This is a genomic window from Acinetobacter sp. UNC436CL71CviS28 (assembly GCF_000620525.1).
Classification (GTDB): domain Bacteria; phylum Pseudomonadota; class Gammaproteobacteria; order Pseudomonadales; family Moraxellaceae; genus Acinetobacter; species Acinetobacter radioresistens.
The window spans coordinates 1-19,099 of sequence record NZ_KK211147.1; the positions used below are offsets into that span (position 1 = coordinate 1).

Genomic DNA, 19,099 nt, shown 5'->3' on the forward strand with positions numbered 1-19,099 from the left:
GTTGATATTTTGATTGGCTAAGTGTCCGTAGAACTTTACCGATACTTACTCTTTCAATTTCTGCTATATCCCTGACACCACTGCCTCGCACCATGAGGTGTAATATTTTGGTTTTGATACCTGAGTGACAGCCTTGATAACTGAGAGCATGATCACCAATAAATTGACGTCTGCATATTTTACATTGGTAATTTTGCTTACCATCTACTTTTGTGCCATTTTTCTTTATACTGTCACTTAGGCAGGCTGGACACTTGATTTCTAGAGTTATTCGCATTTCTCTATTTTATCAAAATCCAACCTGCTTTTTTTCAGCATACTTTTTGAAACACCACCAAAGATATAATTATGGCTGTTTATATCTGCTATTTTATGGGCTGGTTAAGCTCATTTAAGTGCCAAAAACTTAAAATGTATCAAATGAAGTGGGGCTATTTTTTTCTGGTCTCCCTGTTATGTACCAGTATCGTTGGTCTCATCAAGTCGCAGTCTGCATATGCTTGTCCATGGAATATGACTATCCCTTCTGTTTCGGGGTTTACTTGGGATTTTTCAGCAAAAAATGGGCATTGCTTTCCAGGCGGCCATGCTTCAACAGGTTTTGCTTTATTAACAGGCTATTTTGTTTACCGCTTATCTAATATAAAAAAGGCCTGTTTCTTTCTTGTGGCTGGCTTAATACTTGGTTTTGCAATGGGCTGGGCGCAGATGATGCGTGGTGCCCATTTTTTAAGTCATAATCTATGGACATTGTGGATCTGCTGGTGTGTAAATGTTCTGATATACCAGATTATCCTCAAGTATTCTCCTCAAATTTTAACTACTGACTAGAGATTCTGGCTCTCTACTTTCTACAGGTTTTTTAAAGAATATTATCTGGTAAAAATATATTGACCTGTAAGCCACCTAATGTCTGGCTGTGTGTAAAACTAAGCCGTCCCTTTAAACGTTGGGTTGCCTTATGAACAATGGACAGACCTAAGCCACTCCCAATTTCTGTATGCTGATAAACACGGTAAAAACGCTGAAGTACCTTTTCGTATAGCATAGGGTCAATACCTGGTCCACTGTCTTCTATCTGTATCAGTGCTCCATTTTCTCTGGCATATACGAAAACATTAATTACACCATTCTCTGGCGTGTATTTAATGGCGTTATCAATCAGATTAAAAATGATTGAGTGTATGATAGCGGGTTCCGACAGGATACTCACCGGATCCTGCTGCTCCATGCCCAGATCGATATTCTTTTGTATTGCCAGCTGGATGAGTTCCTCTACACAATTTGTAGCGATATCGCTCACTCTGACCTGCACACTATGCTCAGTTTCTAAAATATTTGCATCCTGTTGAGCCAGGCTAAGTAATTGACTGACCAGATGCTGGACACGCATTAAACCTCTATTGAGGTTCTTTAAAGCAGGATGGTCAGGAAACTCTTGTAACAGAATCTGTATTTGCAAATTTAATGCAGTAATCGGTGTTCTTAACTCATGAGCTGCATTTGCTATAAATTGCCGCTGCTCTTGCTGTGAATACTGAATCCGGCTGAATAGAGAGTTGATTTCATTAAGGACTGGTACAATTTCTTGGGGATATTTAAATATTTGAACCGGTTCTAATTCATGTGGCTCACGCTTTGCAATTTCTTCTTTAAATTCGTCTAAAGGTTTAAGATTATGGCTGATGATCCAGCCTAATCCCCAGAGCACCAAGGGCATAAACAGCAAGTAGGGAATAAACATATTGCCCGCAAGTTCTAGTGCCAGATGCCGGCGGACAGAAAGCTGCTGGCTAACCTGTATCTGGTCATGCTCAAGTGGGAGCACATAAGTCCGCCAGATATCACTTGCAGTCTGGTGTGTATAAAAACCGGCTTTTTCTACCGGTGCAACCAGCCGCTTTGACTGGTTTTGATGATCTTGATCAGTATATGCCCATACATCTACAAATAAATCTTCTTCATGGTAGCGCTGATGTTCATCAAACTGGCTTTGGATCTGCTCTGGACCATGGGCGGCAATACGTTCAGCCAGATTCTGCATCTGGGCATCCAGAATTTCATTAATTTCTTCAAGCGCAATACGATAAGCTGAAAAGACCAGTACACAGCCTAAACTGATACTAAAGAATGAAATATAGAGTATGAGCCGTTTTTTTAAGGAGTAATTTGATGACATAAAAACTTCGCTGTTTAAGCTTAGGCCTGACCCAGACGGTAACCTAAACCACGAATAGTCCGGATAAAGTCTTTGCCGAGCTTGGTGCGTAAATGGTGTATATAGACCTCAATGGTATTGCTGTTGATTTCAGAATCTATATCGTAGAGCTTATCTTCCAGACTGCTTCTGGAAAAAATTTTATAGGGATAACTCATCAAGGGAATAAGGATAGCCCATTCACGCTTGGACAAGTCAATATGTTCATTTTTAAACAGGGCAGAATGCTGTTCCAGATCAAGTATCAGGTCGCCATGTTGTAGTATCTGTACGGTTTCGGTCTGAATGCTGGTTATAGTGCTGCGACGTAATAGAGCCTGTATACGTGCCAGTAATTCATCAAATTCATAAGGCTTAACCAGATAATCATCTGCACCTTGATTCAAGCCATCTACCCGGTTGTGTAGCTGGTCGCGTGCAGAAATAATTAAAACTGGAAGAGCCGGTTTTTGCTGCCGGATCTGCTTGAGGACCTGCATTCCATCCATAAGAGGGAGGCCCAGATCTAGCAGGACAATATCAAATTCCTGTGTTTTAAGCAGTTTTAGGCCATCAATACCGTTATTTACCCATTGCACTGCGAACTGCTGATATTGCAGCAGTGTAATGGTGGATTCGGCAATCATAAAATCATCTTCAATAATCAGGATTTTATTCATTTTTTATATCCTCAGGCCCGATAGATGATGGCATTGTTGCAGCATATCATGCTGTGGCTGTATCACTGCACTCTTAATGTTGAGCAGACTGAGCAGGGTAGGAAATAAATTATCCTGGCTCAGATTTTGCTGTTTCTGGTTGGCCAGACAGGCGAACTGCACAGGGTGCTGCTGTTTCCAGCTCTCTGAAAACCACATTAACATTGGAATATGGGTTTGCTGGCTGGGTGCAATGGCATAAGGCGAACCATGTAAATATAAACCATGCTCTCCAGTAGATTCACCATGATCCGACAAATACCATAGCGCGCTCTGATAGTGTTGGTTTCCTTCTAAGGTTTGTATAAGCTCGGCAAGCACATGATCGGTATAAACTATTGAATTATCGTAGCTATTAATTAAAGACTCGGCACTACAACCCTGAATGGCATTGGTATTACATGTTGGTTGGAACGGCTGGTATGCTGCTGTTGAGCGCTTAAAATAAGCCGGGCCATGACTACCTGCCTGATGCAGAACAATCAGGCGTGGTGCCTTATCGGTCTCTGGAATACTGGCCAGATAAGCCTGGAGTGCCTCAGGCAAGATTTCATCATGACATTCTCCCTCTATACACCACTTCTGTTTAAGGGATTTATTGAATTCATATTGTTCTATGCGGTTGCAGACGCCTTTACAGCCTGAGTTATTATCTACCCAGGTTACTTTGTAGCCCGCACGCTGGGCAATATCTAGCAAGCCTTCCCGGTGTGATGCCAACTGTTCATCATACTGCTGGCGCGGCATACCGGAAAACATGCAGGGAACTGAAACTGCTGTGGCTGTTCCACAAGAACTGACCTGACTGAAATTTATAATATCCAGTTTAGATAGTTCTGGATTGGTCGCTCTGGTATATCCGTTTAAAGCAAAGCTCTCGGCACGGGCAGTTTCACCTACTACCAGAACCATAAGCTGGGGTTTTTTCGACTCTGATACCGGTAAAATTAAATGTGCATCTTCTCCATATTTAAGAAGCGGCAAATTCTGTCTTGGCGCTTTCTTTTTATAATACGAAATGCTAGATGTGATTACATTTTGTGGGCTGATCATACCTTTTAGATCACGATGTTCACGAAAGATAGCTGCATAATCAATATAGAAGGTAAATAGCATCAGGCCGGCCAGAACCAATGAGGTAAGCGCACCGAATATTTTAGAAATAAAAACTTTAGATAAAGCTTCAGTTTTTATTTTGACTAAGCCTACCAATGATAAAGGCAGCAAGATAAAGCCAAGACTCCACAAAACAAATTGCCAGGAGAGCAGATCCAATACTTCGTGCTGATCGGTCTGTAATGCATTCTGAATTTGGTCAGCTGATATACCTATGCCCAGACTGTTAACAAAATAAGCTGAAAAACCGCCTAAAAGAATGAAGATGACAGCAAAGAATCGAATGTTCCATTTCCACTGCAGCAACTGAAAAATCAGGTTGTAGATACTCACCACTACAATGACTGTTGCCATTAAAAATAACCATGCCTTGATTCCCTGGTAAGGTGTGAGCTGCATCATCTTCATATAAAAAGAAAGATTCAGGGCAACGCCAAACCATATAGACAGGATTAAATTGAAGATATTAAGTGAAATAGGCGGAAACTTGTTCTGGAGTCGTCTGAATATCATAAAGGCATTGATACTTTCAGCTTGTATGGAATTTTAATGTAAAAGCTGAAACTTAAATGATACTTAAATCAGGGAAGAGGAGAGACAAAATATGCAAAAGACTTTGCAATCATTAAAGAGATGTATACTGATTTAAAAGGATGTGTGCCCTGCGGGACTCGAACCCACGTCGGTCGCTTAGGAGGCAACTGCTCTATCCAGTTAAGCTAAAGGCACAAAGAAGACTTATTATAAATGAAAAAGTTACTGTCTCAACAATAACTTTTTCAAAATAGAATTTTATGGACTTTACACACGAGGTTTAAGTATTTTATAAAGCACTAGCATCAGAACCACCCAGATTGGTAGCATCAGCACAGACTCTTTAAAGCCTTGTGTCCACATAATGTAGAGTACAACAGCAATAAATACTAAAACGATATAGTTGCTCAGAGGTGAAAACAGTGCCGGAAATTTGGATAAAATTCCATTTTTCTGAATATAGTCTTTAAACTTTAAGTGGGTTAACGTAATCATGGCCCAGTTCAGTACTAAAGCTCCTACTACCACATACATCAGATGACCTAATGCATCTTCTGGAATCAGATAGTTTAGTAATACGCAACCGAAAATCAGAAGTGCAGAAAAAAGCACAGCAGGAATCGGTACACCTTGCTTATTAACCTTCAAGAATATTTTTGGCGCATTACCTTGCTGAGCCAGACCATACAGCATACGGCTATTGGCGTACATGCCGCTGTTATAAACTGACAGGGCTGCAGTCAGAATAATAAAATTCAGCAGATGAGCTGCCCAGCCAATACCTAACTGGCTAAAAATCATTACAAATGGACTTTTATCCAGACCACCGAGTTCCAGCTGGTTCCATGGTACCAGTGACAGTAAGATGGTGAGTGAACCTACATAAAACAGTAAAATTCGGAAAACTACCTGGTTAATAGCCTTAGGAATAGTTTTTTCCGGGTTTTCTGCTTCTGCAGCTGCCATTCCGATCAGTTCAATCCCGCCAAAGGCAAACATCAGGAAAGCCAGCATATAAAACAGGCCGTCAAAACCATTCGGGAAAAAGCCGCCATGACTCCACAGATTGCTAAAAGATGCACCAGAACTGGCATCTGCAGTAAAGATCAGATAAAGGCCAAACACAATCATGGAAATGACTGCTGCCACCTTGATAATGGATAGCCAGAATTCTGATTCACCATAAAACTTGACATTACCCAAGTTAACTAAAGTAATGATTACAAAAAAGAAGAGTACCGAAGCCCACGCAGGAATATGCGGCCACCAGTAATTGATATATTTGGCAACAGCAGTCAGCTCTGTCATTGCAACTAAAATATAAAGAATCCAGTAGTTCCAGCCTGCCAAGAAGCCCGGAAAGTTACCCCAGTATTTATGCGCAAAATGACTAAAAGAGCCAGCAACCGGCTCATGTACAATCATTTCACCTAGTTGGCGCATAATTAAAAAAGCAATTAATCCACCGATCGCATAACCTAAAATAATGGATGGACCAGCAGACTGTATAACCTGCGCAGAACCTAAAAACAGACCGGTACCAATAGCTCCACCCATGGCAATAAGCTGGATATGACGGTTTTTTAAGCCACGCTGAAGTTGCGATGTATTATTGTTCAAAGTGCTCAGCTCGACGATGACTAAGTCAAGTATTGTAATGTATTGCAACTTATTAGCCTAGTCAGACTAATTGCTTGCTGCTGAATCTTAAGCTCTTTTATAAATTTAATAAAAATAAATAACTTAGCGAGATGTAAGGCTGTTATTTATAGAATCGGGATGGTTGAGTATTTAAATTTAGTCTGACTAGTCTATAAAATAATTCTGCCGGTTTCAGACTCGAACAGGAATAGCCTGCACAGCAGTTTAAAAAACCTTTAATATGAACCGGGATTGGATAGCCCACATTTGCCCAGCAATAATCATAAAGAATGACAGGAATTAAAACAGCAATGAGTTCAGTACCACAAATTAAAGTCGCCGCTACCTATATGCGTGGCGGAACCAGTAAAGGTGTATTTTTTAAACTTGATGATTTACCTGAGAAGGCTCGCGAAGCAGGTCAGGCGCGTGATCATTTTTTACTGCGTGTGATCGGCAGTCCAGACCCTTATACCAAACAGATTGATGGGATGGGTGGAGCGACCTCAAGCACCAGTAAAACGGTGATCCTGTCTAAAAGTACCCGCGCAGAACATGATGTCGACTATCTGTTTGGACAGGTCTCAATTGACCAGCCTGTCGTTGACTGGAGTGGTAACTGTGGCAATTTGACCGCAGCAGTTGGGTCTTTTGCTATTAGTAACGGACTGGTCGATGCTAATCGTATTCCTGAAAATGGTATATGTACCGTAAAAATCTGGCAGGTCAATATTGGTAAAACAATTGTTGCACATGTACCTGTAACGCAAGGGCAGGTTCAGGAAACTGGAGATTTCGAGCTGGACGGTGTGACCTTTCCGGCAGCCGAAGTTCAAATTGAGTTTTTAGATCCTTCCGATGATGATGGTGAGGGGGGCAGTATGTTTCCTACCGGCAATGTCATCGATATGTTCGAGGTTCCTGGAGAAGGCAGTTTTCAGGCTACATTTATTAATGCAGGCATTCCCACTATTTTTTTAAATGCAGCAGATTTAGGGTATACCGGCACGGAGTTACAAGAACAGATTAATACTGACCCTTTAGCGCTAGCACGTCTGGAAACTATTCGTGCCTTTGGTGCTCTTAAAATGGGACTGATACAGGATATAGCTGAGGCAGCCTCCCGTCAGCATACGCCGAAAATTGCTTTTGTGGCGCCCCCGCTTACTTATATGGCCTCCAGTGGAAAGCAGGTCAAGCAGGAAGATATTGACCTGCTGGTCCGTGCGATGTCGATGGGTAAACTACACCATGCTATGATGGGTACTGCTGCAGTTGCTATAGCAACAGCGGCGGCAGTCCCAGGCACTGTGGTAAATCTCGCTGCTGGTGGGGGAGAGCGTGAAGTCGTCCGTTTCGGACATCCTTCCGGGACCTTACGTGTGGGCGCACAAGCTGAACAGCAGCAGGGAACATGGACTGTCAGGAAAGCCATTATGAGCCGGAGTGCCCGTGTGCTGATGGAAGGCTGGGTTCGTGTACCGGGCGACTGTTTTTAACCAAAGACATTAAATTAAAAAATACCAGTCTTCAAAGTCAGGCTGGTATTTTTTATATTTCCTCTTTTGATTATAAAGAGCCAATGTGATTTTCTCCCTAAAATAGGGGGTGCTATAATACTTTCGAACTGAGCCATAGAGAAAACAGGCGGAAAGCAGTATGATGCTCTTACTTTTGATAAGGATAACCTCATGACTGACCAACTTCCTGCGTGCCCACAGTGTCACTCTGAATTTACCTATCAAGACCAGGAACTTTATATCTGTCCTGAATGTGCGCACGAGTGGCCAGCATCCAACATGATAGAGACCGAAACTTTTACAGTTAAGGATGCGGTAGGTAATCTGCTTCAGGATGGGGATACAGTCAGTGTGATCAAAGACCTGAAAATTAAAGGTTCCTCACAGATCGTAAAAATAGGTACAAAAGTTAAAAATATTCGCCTGATTGAGCATAGTGATCATAATATTGATTGTAAGATTGACGGAATTGGAGCCATGAAACTTAAATCCGAATTTGTTAAAAAAGTCTAACCGAACAGAAGATATTGAGGCTATTTGTGTCAGCAATACCCGCAGTTAAAGCAGAGATATTAAAACAGGCGCAAGAACGTATCCAGCAGGACCTGCTCAGTGCGCTGGAGGCGTTTTCCTTACCAGAGCCTTTAAAAAGTGCGGTATATCATGCAGTCATGCTCGGAGGTAAACGGGTCCGTCCTGCACTCTGTTATGCAACAGCGGCCCTGCAGCCCAACTCCAATTTTGCAGCTGTGCGCCGTGCTGCGGTCGCGATCGAAATGATCCATTGCTATTCGCTGGCACATGATGATTTGCCATGTATGGATAATGATCTGCTGCGCCGCGGTCAGCCTACCTGTCATGTTGCTTTTGGTGAAGACACTGCATTACTGGCTGGTGATATATTACAGTCAATGGCATTTGAAGTTCTGGGTAGCCGCCTGTTTGATCAAGGTGTGGCGGTAGACCAGGCAGTTGTATTAAGACAGATGCAGATATTGGCTACTGCAAGCTCAAAAATGGTTTGTGGCCAGGTGATGGATTTACAGGCTGAAGGCAAGCAGGTAGACCAAAGCCAGCTGGAAAATATTCACCGCAATAAGACAGGCGCATTGATTCAGGCGGCGATCATGATGGCTGCGGTGACTATATTTAATGGTACGGATCAGGCTATTCCACAACTTCGCCAATATGGACAGGCAATTGGTCTGGCATTTCAGGTACAGGATGATATTCTGGATATTGTGTCTGAAACAGAAGTACTGGGTAAAACGGCCGGTAAAGATGAGCAGGTCGAAAAGTCAACTTATCCTGCTTTGATGGGGCTTGAACAGGCACAGCTTTATGCCAAGCAACTCCATGATCAGGCTTTTAGTGCGCTTGAATATTTTGGAGAGGCTGCTGAAGAGCTCAATACAATATCCCGCTTCTTACTGTCACGTAAAAGCTAGATCTGGCCAATAAAACCCTGTAATTAAAAAGGAGCATGTTAAGCTCCTTTTTATATAAAAAATGCGCTCATAAAACTATTTTTTCTAACTATCAGTCTGTTTAAAGCAGTTTTTATTGAGTAATTTATGGGTGTTTTGCTCAAAGTCTTTCTGCCGAGACTCAAGTTTTACTTCCGTTATTTGTTATTAAACTCTATTTAATATTAATAAAATAAGAACAGGCGGCTATTAAGCAAGCCACCTGTTTTAATAAAATCAGTCAAGATTAGTTATGACGACCCATAATTCCGCGGATGGTATTGAGTACATCAGCCGGTAGAACCACCGTTTTAGCATTGTTGGATTTTGCCATATCCTGCATGGCTTTTACATATTGTTCACCGAGCAAATAAGCTACCGGTATTTCCTTGTCACCTACTGCTGAGGTGACCATATCAATAGCTTTTTGTGAGGCTTCGGCCAATACGACCTGTGCCTCTGCATCACGGCGAGATGCCTCCAGACGACCATCAGCTTCTAAAATGGCAGCCTGTTTTTCACCATCAGCACGCGTTACGGTTGCACGGCGCTGACGTTCAGCCGCTGCCTGCGCTTCCATTGCAGCCTGCATGGTTGCAGAAGGCTGAATATCTTGGATTTCTACAGTTTTTAAAGTGATACCCCAATCTGAAATATCATCAGAAATGGCTGCTTTAAGTTTGGCCTTGATATGATCACGTGAAGAAAGTGCATCATCCAGATCCATTTCACCAACAATTGAACGTAAAGAAGTCTGTACCAGATTCTGAATCGCCCAACTATAGTTTTCAATACCATAGACGGCTTTTTCTGGTGTAGTCAGATTGATATAAGCTACTGCATTCATCAGCAGTACGGCATTATCTCGGGTGATCACTTCTTGTGAAGGAATATCCAGAACAATATCTTTGGTGGTCACTTTATAGGCGACTTCATCGACGTAGGGAATTACAAAACTCAGACCCGGATTCAAAGTAGTATGGTATTTACCCAGACGTTGAACAATCCACTTATAACCTTGAGGAACAATACGCACCCCTTTAAAAATAGTTACGCCTACAAAGAGTAAAAAGACTAAAACAATAATGGTGCTGACTGACATGATGGTTTCTCTTTATATTTTCATAATAGTAACGTGCAGTTAACCGTGTCGCTGCACGACCAGGTTATTTCCCGATATATCCGTCACTTGTACCCGATCACCGACTTGAACAATATCTTGCGTACGGCAGTTCCATTCATCCGACCCTAGTAACGGCATGGGAAAACGGACTTTAATCTGGCCATGTTCCATACCGGTCTGAATAACCATGCCTATCTGGCCGATAGTGGCCTCCCTTGAGAGCCCGGCCTTGGTTTTATCGATAGACAGAGGCTTGATAAACTTGAACCAGAGCAGGGTACATAGAATCGACAGGACAATCCACATCACGATCTGAGTGGTCAGGCTCATCATTGGAAAAAGCCAAAACAAAATACAGACCATGATTGCAGCAATACCAAACCATAATGCGGCAAAGGCAGGAAGAATTAACTCGGACAGAATCAGTAAAATGCCGAGTACAAACCAGTGCCAAGGTTCAATTACAAATTCCATAATTTTGTCCGGTGATTAAAGTTACAGCAAAAAGATGAGTCTTCACTGTAACAGATCAATAACTCAATGAAAATTTAAAAATTTTCAGCTGTTCAGAATTTTGGGCGTGGGGCTGGCTTAAAGGCCGCAGGTGACTTCTTAAATTGCTGAATCGCACCTTGAATAGCCCGTATCTTAAGCTGCGCCGCTTTCTCGCCTTCTAAAATAGATTCATTGCTGGCTTTTAAGTCAAGTACGCCTAAGTGCCCGACTTTAGGTTGGATGACCACATTAGCCTGTGCAAGTTCTTCATTAATGCTTTGCTGGCCCATGATATTAATGGTCTGGTCCAGTAAACCCCACATATTTACCGGGCGGCTGGCATCTGGTCTGGCTGAAATATCAACCGCAATAACAATGTCCGCTCCCATATCCCTGGCAGTTTTTACCGGAATCGGGCTCACCAGTCCGCCATCAATATATTTGGTTTTACCAATAGTTGCCGGCACAAATACATTCGGGATACTGCATGAGGCCCGTACAGCCTGTCCCGCATTCCCCTTAATAAAGTCTGCTTTTTGACCATTATCAAGACGTGTTGCGACTGCAGCAAAGCGGATTGGAAATTTTTCAATTGGTTTATTGCTGACCTGATTATTCACATAGTTCTGCAATTTTTGGCCTAAAATAATACCCTGGCTATTAAGGGTTAAATCACGGATATCAGCCTCTTTAAGCTGAAGTGCCAGCTGCTGTAACTGATATGGGGTTTTACCACTGGCATAAATACTACCGACAAAGCTACCGGCACTGGTACCTGTAACAATTTTAGGTTTAATACCGTGAGATTCGAGTACTTTAATTACACCGATATGAGCAAAACCTTTAGCACCACCACCACCAAGTGCTAAGGCAATAACGGGCTCACGAGCCTTTAATTGTGTTGTAACCGGTGGAGTCTGGGCGGTCTTGTCACATCCAGCAAGAGCTAGTGCCAGTATTCCTGCAAAAGTAAGCTGTGCAAATTTCATCTTTAGTTTAGTAGTGACTTGGATCAGAAAAGATATGTCCATCACAGCAGATTTGCTTAATTTTTGCCAGCATTTTCCAGCAGTTTTTGTAAGGGTAGGGCCAGCCACTCTGGTTTTTTGGGAAAGAATTTCCCCTGATATTGTTTCAGGATATACTCCAGATCTGCTTCATAGTTGCCTGTAGGCTGCATGGCGCCTAGGCAATAAACTTTTTTGTGCTTGTAGTCGAAAGAAAACATGACTATTGGAATATCTGCCTGATAAGCAATCCAGTAAAAACCGCTTTTGATTTTCTCGGCACGTTTTCGGGTGCCTTCTGGGGCGAGGGCAATCCAGATTTTGTCAGTAGAGTGGATTTTTTCCACTGCCTGTACAGTCAGGCCATTGTTACTGTTACGCTTGACTGGAATAATACCTATCCATTTGAGTAAAGACTTAAAAGGGAATCTGAATAGGCTATCTTTTCCAAACACGTTTACTTTTAATCCCAGTGCCCCAATCACCAAAAAACCGTACCAGCCATCAATATTGGAAGTGTGGGGTGATACCACTGCAACAGCTTTAGGCAGATTGGGAAATTTACCCTCAAAAGTCCAGCCCTGTGCCAGAAACAGTTTCTGGCATAAAAGCCGAGTAGCTGCTGTACCGCGTGAGGGAACCAGATTGGGAAGACGGGGAAAATGTTGTAACATGCTTTGGTTTTTTAAGTAGTGGCGTATTTTAAATCTTAATCCGATGTCACAGCTGATACATTGGCAAAATATCTGAAGCTTGGTTTATGGGAATGAGCATCATGGACAGTGTGAGCAGCACAAAAATACTCCTGAATAACCGAGTAAAGTAAATGTCCCGGCATCTTTATCTGCTGCTGTTTTCGTTGTACTGGGCGCAAGGCCTACCTGTTGGTTTTATGACACATGCCTTACCTGTCATTCTTCGTATGCAAGGGGTATCATTGGCACATATTGGCGGCTTTGGCCTGTTGATGCTGCCGTGGTCAATCAAAATTCTCTGGGCACCCTGGATTGACCGTTATGGTACTCAACGGTTTGGACATTATCGTAGCTGGATTATCCCTACACAGTTATGCAGTGTTTTAATATTAATTGCCCTGTCATTCTTGCCGATTCAGGCACTTGACCAGCCCGTTTTTTTACTCACTTTTTTTGCTGCCTTGATGCTGCTAAATCTGGCAGGTGCCACCCAAGACGTAGCTACAGATGGACTGGCTGTTCATTTGCTTACCCTCAAACAACAGCATTGGGGTAACACTTTTCAGGTCATTGGCTCACGTTTGGGCTTTATAGTAGGAGGCGGAGCTTTGCTCTGGGCATTGGACTGGTTAAGCTGGCAACCTACATTTTTAGTACTGGCAGCTTTGGTTCTTTTAAATACGCTACCCATTGTTTTATTTAAAGAGCCCGCAAAAGAAGTATCGGTCTTTTACGAAAAAATATCCTGCAAGCAAAGCATCAGACAGTATTTTAACTATTTCCTGAATAACCGGATTTTAAAATCCTGGTTAGGCGTGTTAGTCACTTTTAAAGTGGCAGATGGACTATCCGGACCGCTGTTAAAACCACTGATGGTCGATCTGGGACTCAGCCTTTCACAGATTGGTATTTACATTACAATATTAGGTGCTGTTGCAGCACTTTTCGGAGCAGTATTGGCTGGTACGCTATTAAGATGGATGCGTCGTACACAGGCTTTATTCCTGTTTTCTTTTTTCAAGGTTCTAAGTTTAATCGCATACGCTTGGCTGGCTTATTGTTATGACCAGCGGTATAAGGTAAGTCACTGGTTAATCTATTGCATTAATGCAGCTGAAGACATGATTTCTGCCATGTTACTGGTGGTCATGCTCACACTGGTAATGCAATATTCAAGAAAACAATATGCCGGTACAGATTTCACTTTTCAGGTTGCCGTTATGGCAACAATCAGTGGGCTACTGTACACGTTAAGTGGTATCGCCGGAGACTGGCTAGGTTATGCCTATTATCTGAATATTATTATAGGCATTTCAATATTGTGTATGTATCCAATTTGGCTCTGGACGAAAGCCAGTTAGCATCCTTCGGATGTATAAGGACTATTTGTTGTGCTGTATTCAGGTGATAGAAAAAAGTATATGGTTTTATTCTTATAAGAACTTTAAACAATAAAAGTTATATAAACCAAATTTAGTATGGTGTGTGAAAATTAAATATTTTCATTTTGCCTTATAAATAATTTTTATTAATTAATAAATTTAGAAAAGATTCACTGCAATCAAGGCAACAAGGGCAGGTAGTGCTTGAATATATATAATTTTCTTACTTGCGGTCAGTCCACCGTATATTCCTGCAACCAGGACGCAGCCTAAGAAGAAATTGGCGAGTGCCAGTGCATAGCTCTCAGGTGCATACAATGACCAGAGCAGGCCAGCTGCCAAGAAACCATTATATAAGCCTTGATTTTGCGCCATGACTTTAGTCAACCGTGCTTTTTCAAGAGTATTACCAAATGCTTTTAAACCAGAGGGCTTATCCCATAAAAATATTTCTAAAACTAAAATATAGAGATGTAGCAGTGCAATCAAAACAATCAGAATTTGTCCGATCATATACTTTATCCTTATTATTGATGAATAACGCCAGATCAGCCTCGTAGCTGATCTGGGATAAAAAATTACGGTTTAAGAAGTACTTTGCCCTGACGTGCACCTTGAGTGGCTTTCAGTGCAGCTTCTTTAATTTGTGCAAAGCTGAATATACCTTCAACAGGAAGTAGTAATTTTTTTTGCGCTGCAAGCGTCAATAATTCTGTAATTAGCGCCTTTTTGCGTTCAACAGATAACTGCTTGTTGACGACGCTTGCCCAAAAGCCTTTGACAGTGGCCTGTTTAAAAATCAGATCTCCTGAGGAAATCTGCATGGTTTCACCTGTCATACTGCCAAATGAAACCAATAGGCTATTATCGCTCAGTAAAGCGAGCATTTCACCACTGGCTTGACCACCAATTGAGTCTACACCGGCTATAAGAGGCTGATCAGCATGAATGGCTTTCACCTGATTTTTCCAATCTGCCTGGTCTGTTGCGACTACATTCTTGATACCCAAGGCTTGCATTTCAGTGACTGCTTCGTGCCGACGAACCAGATGAATTACCTTCTGACCACGCGCTTTTGCGATCATAGCCACAGTTTTACCCACCGCACCATTTGCAGTATTTTGAATTAGCCATGAATCTGCAGGCAGATTGATAAAGTCTAAGAGCATTAATGCGCTGATTGGCATCCCAATTAACTGAGCCGCAGTTTCGTCATCAATTGCATCAATTAAAGGGACGAGACCCTGCACTGGCGCAATAAAATATTCGGCCCAGCTACCATGAACTCCAGCAACTGCCACACGCTGACCCACTGTTACACCTTGCACACCTTCACCCAGTGCGTCGATTATCCCTACAGCTTCACTACCACCAATTGCGGGAAGTGTGGGCTTATAGCCATAACTGCCACGCACAGTCCATATATCATGGTTATGCATTGGAGATAAAATTGTTTTAATACGTACTTCGCCAGCTTTCGGCTCGGGTTGTGGCATATCGGCAGTTTCCAAAACCTCAACGGGTTCGCCAAACTGATGATGAATAATACTTTGCATTTGCTATTCCTTTAAAGGTTTTAATAATTGTTGGGTGGTTTCCAAGGCGAGATAGAGTGGTTGCTTATCTTGTGCAAGTTTTGCCAATAAAGCTGCACCCAACCATAGTTGATACATTGTTTGCGCCAGTTTTTCAGGTTCAATATGTAAGGAAATTGAACCGTCTTGTTGTCCTTCTTTAAGTAGACTCGTAATACGTTCTGTTAACTTATGCACGCCAAAGTTCAAAATTTGACGCATATCTTCAGATAAATCTGAAACTTCTGCTGCTAACTTGACGATCAGACAGTTTTCTGCCCAGCCTCTGCCATGAATACTTTCTTCAACATGAGCAGGAGGGTTAATCCATGCTTTCCAAAGTGCCAGAAGACGTAGGTAAGCGCTTCCGCCTTTTTGCTGCATCAACTGGTCAATCCTGACCGTGTAATCAGCCAGATACTGTTGTAGAAGTGCGCAGCCGAAAGCCTCTTTTGAAGCAAAGTAATAATAGAATGAGCCTTTAGGCACATCGCAATTCTTGAGAATTTCCTGTAAGCCCACTCCAACAAAGCCTTTATGCAGTACCAATTCAAAACTACTGCTTAAAATATGTTGGCGCGTTGCTTCACTTTTGTCTGATCGTTTCATACTTTTACTATAAATTAATAATAGACCAGTCGTCTACTTAATAATAAATTATTCTAGTGTTTTATATTGAAGCATCTTAATAAATAACTATATGCAGCCAGTATTTATCTGTAATACCGCTCATTCAGTTGTTTTCTATATTCAGATACTATTAGCAGTTGATCTAACTTAATGGACCTCATGCGGAGATAAAAGGTATCAGGTACAACTATACCTTTCTTGAGCAGACAACTAAGCTTTTAATAAAAAAATAAATAATAAAATCAGATTTTTAAATAAAAAATAATTGATTTTATTCAATCACAGGGCTCGCTAAGATCCGTTACAAACCAATCACGAGTAAATCATGAAAATGAAAATTTTAACGGGGCTAATCTTGAGTCTGGTTACAAGCACATCTTTCGCTGCACCAGCCATTTATGGGGAGATCGATGTAAGTCTGGATTATCTTCCAGAAAATAATGGTTCGGGTGTTTCTGATAAAGACGTTTGGGAAATTAATAGTAATAGTAGCTTTATTGGAATCAAGGGCGAGGAAAAACTGAACGAGCGTTTAAGTGCAATCTATGCTGCTGAATGGACCTTTTATGCAGATGGTGATAACACCGATTTTGACCAGCGTAACCGCTTTATAGGCTTAAAAGATATCAGACTTGGTACACTCAAGCTGGGCAAACATGATACACCCCTTAAGCAGCTGTCCGGTGTGGTAGATAGCTTTAATAATTATGTGGCTAATAAGGCAGATGTTGCCGGTATTTTTACTGGTGAAAACAGGGTAGACAATGTGCTGGTTTATGAATCACCCGCTATTCCTGTAGCGGAAGGAAATCTTAAAATAAATACGCTACTGGCAACTGGAGAAGCTTCAGGTATTAAAAAATCCAGTGGCGGTGTTAAAACAGCTGGGCGTGGTTTAGGTGATGCGTTCTCTACAGCGATCATCTATGACCATCAACTGTTTAATGCAGGCATTGCCTATGATAAAGCTATCCCAAGTAATTTTCTTGGACGAGGTATTTTAAATGCTTCCGAGCCGGAACCCTTAAGCAGCGGTATATTCGCAGCAGCAAATACCGTTCGGGCAGTGGGACGGATTCATTTGAACCAGCCTCTGTATCTGAAAGTACTCTATCAGAGTTCAAAAGTGGCGGATGCAGCCGGAAATGCAACGAGTGCGGCGACAATTGATGATGCACAAGGCTGGCTGATCGGAGCAGAGTATCAACTGCCTCAGGCCCAAGACTGGATTCTAAAGGCACAATATAGCCAGAATACCACCTCATTTAAGAATGCCACACCAGATTACGAAGCACAGCAGTATATGGTAGGTGCGGACTATACCCTAAATAAACAGGTCAAAACCTATGGTTATGCGGGTTATTTAACGCTCGAGCAGGGTGAAAGTAAAAATAAACAGCCTCTAGGGGGTATAGGACTTGAATATAAATTCTAAAATTCTATGTATGAACAGGACCAATGAATAATATGGTTCGCACTGTTGAGCCCGGTTTTTTACCAATATCGAATGAAGCGTATGAGCAGCAGTTTGCTAAATCAAGTGAAAAAACCGGTTAATTACGTTGAGGTAAATCAGGCTGAAACTGAGCCTGACACACCCCTTTAATTTTTTGTCTATTCACTACGACATAAATTGACTGTCCTACTTTTTTATCTTTACAGAGCTGTTGGTATTTTGAATATATTCCCAAACGGCTGGTAGGATCAGCGCTTGTATTGTAGAACTGATGCTGCTCCAGACGTGACCAGTCACGAGGGTTATTCGGTTTGAAGCTGAGCCGGCATGTGCCAGACAGACGATAACTGTTACTGGTAATTTTCTCTCCCATTATTTTTCCCTGACAAAGTTTATCCAAAGCAGTACGATTAGGACCATTCATCACGTGCATATTATCATTTAGGGTCTGCTTTGCACTGTTCATGGGGGAAACCGTTTCAGCTGTAGATGCAGTAAAACTTTCAGCAGTTTGATGCGGAGTTGATGTAGCCATCATGTTATAAACTAAGGGCATATTTAAAGTTGAGTCTGAAGCTGTCGTCTTGGAAACAAGTTCGGCAAAACTTGAATTCATCCATATTGAGGCTAAGCTAATACTGAAGGCAAATGCTCTTTTTTTCATCATGTAACTCATTCTTGGCAAAAGATAAATGATTTAAATTATTGTGATGACTAATAGCCCTGTCATGATCGAGCTGGTTGTTATAGTTGCAATTGCTGTATGTTTTTAACACAAATTAGTATAACGCCGATTCTCAATTAGGCTACTCTAATTTTCTAAATTTTAAGTTATGAATATGATGTATGATTCAAGCCATCCTTTTTGATCTGGATAATACTCTGACACACCGTGACCAGAGTGTAGAGGCTTATAGTTACTATTTGGCCCAATATTATCAGCGGCACCTGGGAGAGGTGGATGTAATGCAGATTAAAGCTATCATCAACCGGATTGATAATGGCGGCTATCCCAAAAAGGAATTGCTAACTCATCCGAGTATTGCTGCTTCCGTTGCACAGGCATTACAACATGAACTTAAATGGCATCATGCTGTAGATTTTGATGAGTTGACGGCATTCTGGTTTGAACAGTTTGGCCTGCATGCAGTACCGATGGAAGGCTCTGAACAAGTATTGCAAGAGCTAAAACAGCAGGGTTTTAAACTGGCAATAGTGTCAAATGGCGGTCATGACACACGACTCAAAATTATAGAGGGTTTAAATATCGCTCACTATTTTGACCTGATTGTCAGTTCGGAGCTAGCAGGTTCTAAAAAGCCGGAGCCAGAAATTTTTCAATATGTATGTCAGCGGCTGAATGTTATGCCTGAAGAATGTCTGTTTATTGGTGACCATCCCATAAATGATATTCAGGGCGCACAAAATGCAGGAATGCATCCGGTCTGGATGGAAGGCTTTCATGAAGTAGATCCATATGACGCTCAGTTAATAAGCCCCAGAATTAAAAAACTTGAGGAAATCTGGCAATTTATTGGTTAATA

19 protein-coding genes, 1 tRNA gene and 1 pseudogene are annotated in these 19,099 nt (G+C 41.8%); 7 read left to right on the forward strand and 14 right to left on the reverse strand.

The features are described from left to right. On the reverse strand, positions 1–277 hold a 277-nt coding region (locus tag N518_RS0115365), incomplete at its 3' end, for a transposase-like zinc-binding domain-containing protein (RefSeq protein WP_026444032.1). A gap of 59 nt (positions 278–336) precedes the next feature. Between N518_RS0115365 and N518_RS16570 the strand changes: the two are divergent. Then, positions 337–831, forward strand: a pseudogene (locus N518_RS16570) (phosphatase PAP2 family protein); the annotation flags it as partial. 31 nt (positions 832–862) lie between these two features. On the opposite strand, the gene N518_RS0115375 reads toward N518_RS16570, so the two are convergent. From N518_RS0115375 to N518_RS0115395, 5 genes are all read right to left on the reverse strand, one after another. Then, positions 863–2,179 carry an ATP-binding protein gene (locus N518_RS0115375; protein ID WP_026444501.1) on the reverse strand — a complete coding sequence of 439 codons (1,317 nt, stop codon included), beginning with the start codon at positions 2,177–2,179 and terminating at the stop codon, positions 863–865. Between the two features lie 20 nt (positions 2,180–2,199). Next, positions 2,200–2,877, reverse strand: coding sequence for a response regulator transcription factor (locus N518_RS0115380; RefSeq protein WP_005015954.1), 678 nt, complete (start codon positions 2,875–2,877; stop codon positions 2,200–2,202). Positions 2,878–2,880: 3 nt separating this feature from the next. Next, positions 2,881–4,545: a phosphoethanolamine transferase gene (locus N518_RS0115385; protein WP_026444502.1), complete on the reverse strand. Its 1,665-nt coding sequence runs from the start codon at positions 4,543–4,545 to the stop codon at positions 2,881–2,883. Positions 4,546–4,688: 143 nt separating this feature from the next. After that, positions 4,689–4,761: transfer RNA gene (locus N518_RS0115390), tRNA-Arg, on the reverse strand. 72 nt (positions 4,762–4,833) lie between these two features. Then, positions 4,834–6,186 (reverse strand): amino acid permease, encoded by a 1,353-nt coding sequence (locus tag N518_RS0115395; RefSeq protein ID WP_005015952.1) that lies wholly within the window; start codon positions 6,184–6,186, stop codon positions 4,834–4,836. Between the two features lie 332 nt (positions 6,187–6,518). On the opposite strand from N518_RS0115395, the gene prpF reads away from it, so the two are divergent. The 3 genes from prpF to N518_RS0115410 all read left to right on the forward strand — a co-directional run bounded on the left by prpF (position 6,519) and on the right by N518_RS0115410 (position 9,175). Continuing rightward, a complete protein-coding gene (gene prpF / locus N518_RS0115400; RefSeq protein ID WP_005015951.1) occupies positions 6,519–7,706 on the forward strand; it encodes a 2-methylaconitate cis-trans isomerase PrpF in 1,188 nt (395 codons plus the stop codon). A gap of 192 nt (positions 7,707–7,898) precedes the next feature. Then, a complete protein-coding gene (locus tag N518_RS0115405; protein ID WP_005015946.1) occupies positions 7,899–8,240 on the forward strand; it encodes a zinc ribbon domain-containing protein YjdM in 342 nt (113 codons plus the stop codon). Positions 8,241–8,266: 26 nt separating this feature from the next. Further along, entirely contained in the window at positions 8,267–9,175 is a 909-nt protein-coding gene (locus N518_RS0115410) for a polyprenyl synthetase family protein (protein ID WP_005015945.1), read from the forward strand. Positions 9,176–9,440: 265 nt separating this feature from the next. On the opposite strand, the gene N518_RS0115415 is transcribed toward N518_RS0115410, so the two are convergent. The 4 genes from N518_RS0115415 to N518_RS0115430 form a co-directional block, all read right to left on the reverse strand. Then, complete coding sequence (locus tag N518_RS0115415) at positions 9,441–10,295, reverse strand: SPFH domain-containing protein (RefSeq protein WP_005015943.1); 855 nt, start codon at positions 10,293–10,295, stop codon at positions 9,441–9,443. Between the two features lie 39 nt (positions 10,296–10,334). Further along, complete coding sequence (locus tag N518_RS0115420; protein ID WP_005015941.1) at positions 10,335–10,790, reverse strand: NfeD family protein; 456 nt, start codon at positions 10,788–10,790, stop codon at positions 10,335–10,337. 92 nt (positions 10,791–10,882) lie between these two features. Then, on the reverse strand, positions 10,883–11,800 hold the full coding sequence (locus tag N518_RS0115425; RefSeq protein WP_005404309.1) for a patatin-like phospholipase family protein: 918 nt from the start codon (positions 11,798–11,800) through the stop codon (positions 10,883–10,885). 56 nt (positions 11,801–11,856) lie between these two features. Continuing rightward, positions 11,857–12,492: a 1-acyl-sn-glycerol-3-phosphate acyltransferase gene (locus N518_RS0115430; protein ID WP_005015935.1), complete on the reverse strand. Its 636-nt coding sequence runs from the start codon at positions 12,490–12,492 to the stop codon at positions 11,857–11,859. A gap of 152 nt (positions 12,493–12,644) precedes the next feature. Between N518_RS0115430 and N518_RS0115435 the strand changes: the two genes are divergently transcribed. Then, on the forward strand, positions 12,645–13,874 hold the full coding sequence (locus N518_RS0115435; RefSeq protein WP_005024908.1) for an MFS transporter: 1,230 nt from the start codon (positions 12,645–12,647) through the stop codon (positions 13,872–13,874). 180 nt (positions 13,875–14,054) lie between these two features. Here the strand turns inward: N518_RS0115435 and N518_RS0115440 are convergent, their stop codons facing one another. The 3 genes from N518_RS0115440 to N518_RS0115450 form a co-directional block, all read right to left on the reverse strand. Beyond that, positions 14,055–14,408, reverse strand: a complete 354-nt coding sequence (locus N518_RS0115440; RefSeq protein ID WP_005015929.1) for a DUF1304 domain-containing protein — start codon at positions 14,406–14,408, stop codon at positions 14,055–14,057. A gap of 65 nt (positions 14,409–14,473) precedes the next feature. Further along, positions 14,474–15,451 (reverse strand): zinc-binding dehydrogenase, encoded by a 978-nt coding sequence (locus N518_RS0115445; protein WP_005015927.1) that lies wholly within the window; start codon positions 15,449–15,451, stop codon positions 14,474–14,476. 3 nt (positions 15,452–15,454) lie between these two features. After that, positions 15,455–16,078, reverse strand: coding sequence for a TetR/AcrR family transcriptional regulator (locus N518_RS0115450; RefSeq protein WP_005015924.1), 624 nt, complete (start codon positions 16,076–16,078; stop codon positions 15,455–15,457). A gap of 346 nt (positions 16,079–16,424) precedes the next feature. Here N518_RS0115450 and N518_RS0115455 point away from each other — a divergent pair, with 346 nt between their 5' ends. Next, a complete protein-coding gene (locus N518_RS0115455; protein WP_005015922.1) occupies positions 16,425–17,534 on the forward strand; it encodes a porin in 1,110 nt (369 codons plus the stop codon). Positions 17,535–17,652: 118 nt separating this feature from the next. Here N518_RS0115455 and N518_RS0115465 read toward each other — a convergent pair whose 3' ends face one another. Next, entirely contained in the window at positions 17,653–18,219 is a 567-nt protein-coding gene (locus tag N518_RS0115465; protein WP_005015917.1) for a hypothetical protein, read from the reverse strand. Positions 18,220–18,401: 182 nt separating this feature from the next. Here N518_RS0115465 and N518_RS0115470 point away from each other — a divergent pair, with 182 nt between their 5' ends. After that, complete coding sequence (locus tag N518_RS0115470) at positions 18,402–19,097, forward strand: HAD family hydrolase (RefSeq protein WP_005015915.1); 696 nt, start codon at positions 18,402–18,404, stop codon at positions 19,095–19,097. Positions 19,098–19,099 lie beyond the last annotated feature (2 nt).

What these genes read in the sequence shown, in the direction of transcription:
- N518_RS0115375 (WP_026444501.1), bottom strand. Translation starts at nt 2,179, where the DNA reads ATGTCATCAAATTACTCCTTAAAAAAACGGCTCATACTCTATATTTCA.
- N518_RS0115380 (WP_005015954.1), bottom strand. Translation starts at nt 2,877, where the DNA reads ATGAATAAAATCCTGATTATTGAAGATGATTTTATGATTGCCGAATCC.
- N518_RS0115385 (WP_026444502.1), bottom strand. Translation starts at nt 4,545, where the DNA reads ATGATATTCAGACGACTCCAGAACAAGTTTCCGCCTATTTCACTTAAT.
- prpF (WP_005015951.1), top strand. Translation starts at nt 6,519, where the DNA reads ATGAGTTCAGTACCACAAATTAAAGTCGCCGCTACCTATATGCGTGGC.
- N518_RS0115405 (WP_005015946.1), top strand. Translation starts at nt 7,899, where the DNA reads ATGACTGACCAACTTCCTGCGTGCCCACAGTGTCACTCTGAATTTACC.
- N518_RS0115415 (WP_005015943.1), bottom strand. Translation starts at nt 10,295, where the DNA reads ATGTCAGTCAGCACCATTATTGTTTTAGTCTTTTTACTCTTTGTAGGC.
- N518_RS0115420 (WP_005015941.1), bottom strand. Translation starts at nt 10,790, where the DNA reads ATGGAATTTGTAATTGAACCTTGGCACTGGTTTGTACTCGGCATTTTA.
- N518_RS0115425 (WP_005404309.1), bottom strand. Translation starts at nt 11,800, where the DNA reads ATGAAATTTGCACAGCTTACTTTTGCAGGAATACTGGCACTAGCTCTT.
- N518_RS0115430 (WP_005015935.1), bottom strand. Translation starts at nt 12,492, where the DNA reads ATGTTACAACATTTTCCCCGTCTTCCCAATCTGGTTCCCTCACGCGGT.
- N518_RS0115435 (WP_005024908.1), top strand. Translation starts at nt 12,645, where the DNA reads ATGTCCCGGCATCTTTATCTGCTGCTGTTTTCGTTGTACTGGGCGCAA.
- N518_RS0115440 (WP_005015929.1), bottom strand. Translation starts at nt 14,408, where the DNA reads ATGATCGGACAAATTCTGATTGTTTTGATTGCACTGCTACATCTCTAT.
- N518_RS0115445 (WP_005015927.1), bottom strand. Translation starts at nt 15,451, where the DNA reads ATGCAAAGTATTATTCATCATCAGTTTGGCGAACCCGTTGAGGTTTTG.
- N518_RS0115450 (WP_005015924.1), bottom strand. Translation starts at nt 16,078, where the DNA reads ATGAAACGATCAGACAAAAGTGAAGCAACGCGCCAACATATTTTAAGC.
- N518_RS0115455 (WP_005015922.1), top strand. Translation starts at nt 16,425, where the DNA reads ATGAAAATGAAAATTTTAACGGGGCTAATCTTGAGTCTGGTTACAAGC.
- N518_RS0115465 (WP_005015917.1), bottom strand. Translation starts at nt 18,219, where the DNA reads ATGAAAAAAAGAGCATTTGCCTTCAGTATTAGCTTAGCCTCAATATGG.
- N518_RS0115470 (WP_005015915.1), top strand. Translation starts at nt 18,402, where the DNA reads ATGATTCAAGCCATCCTTTTTGATCTGGATAATACTCTGACACACCGT.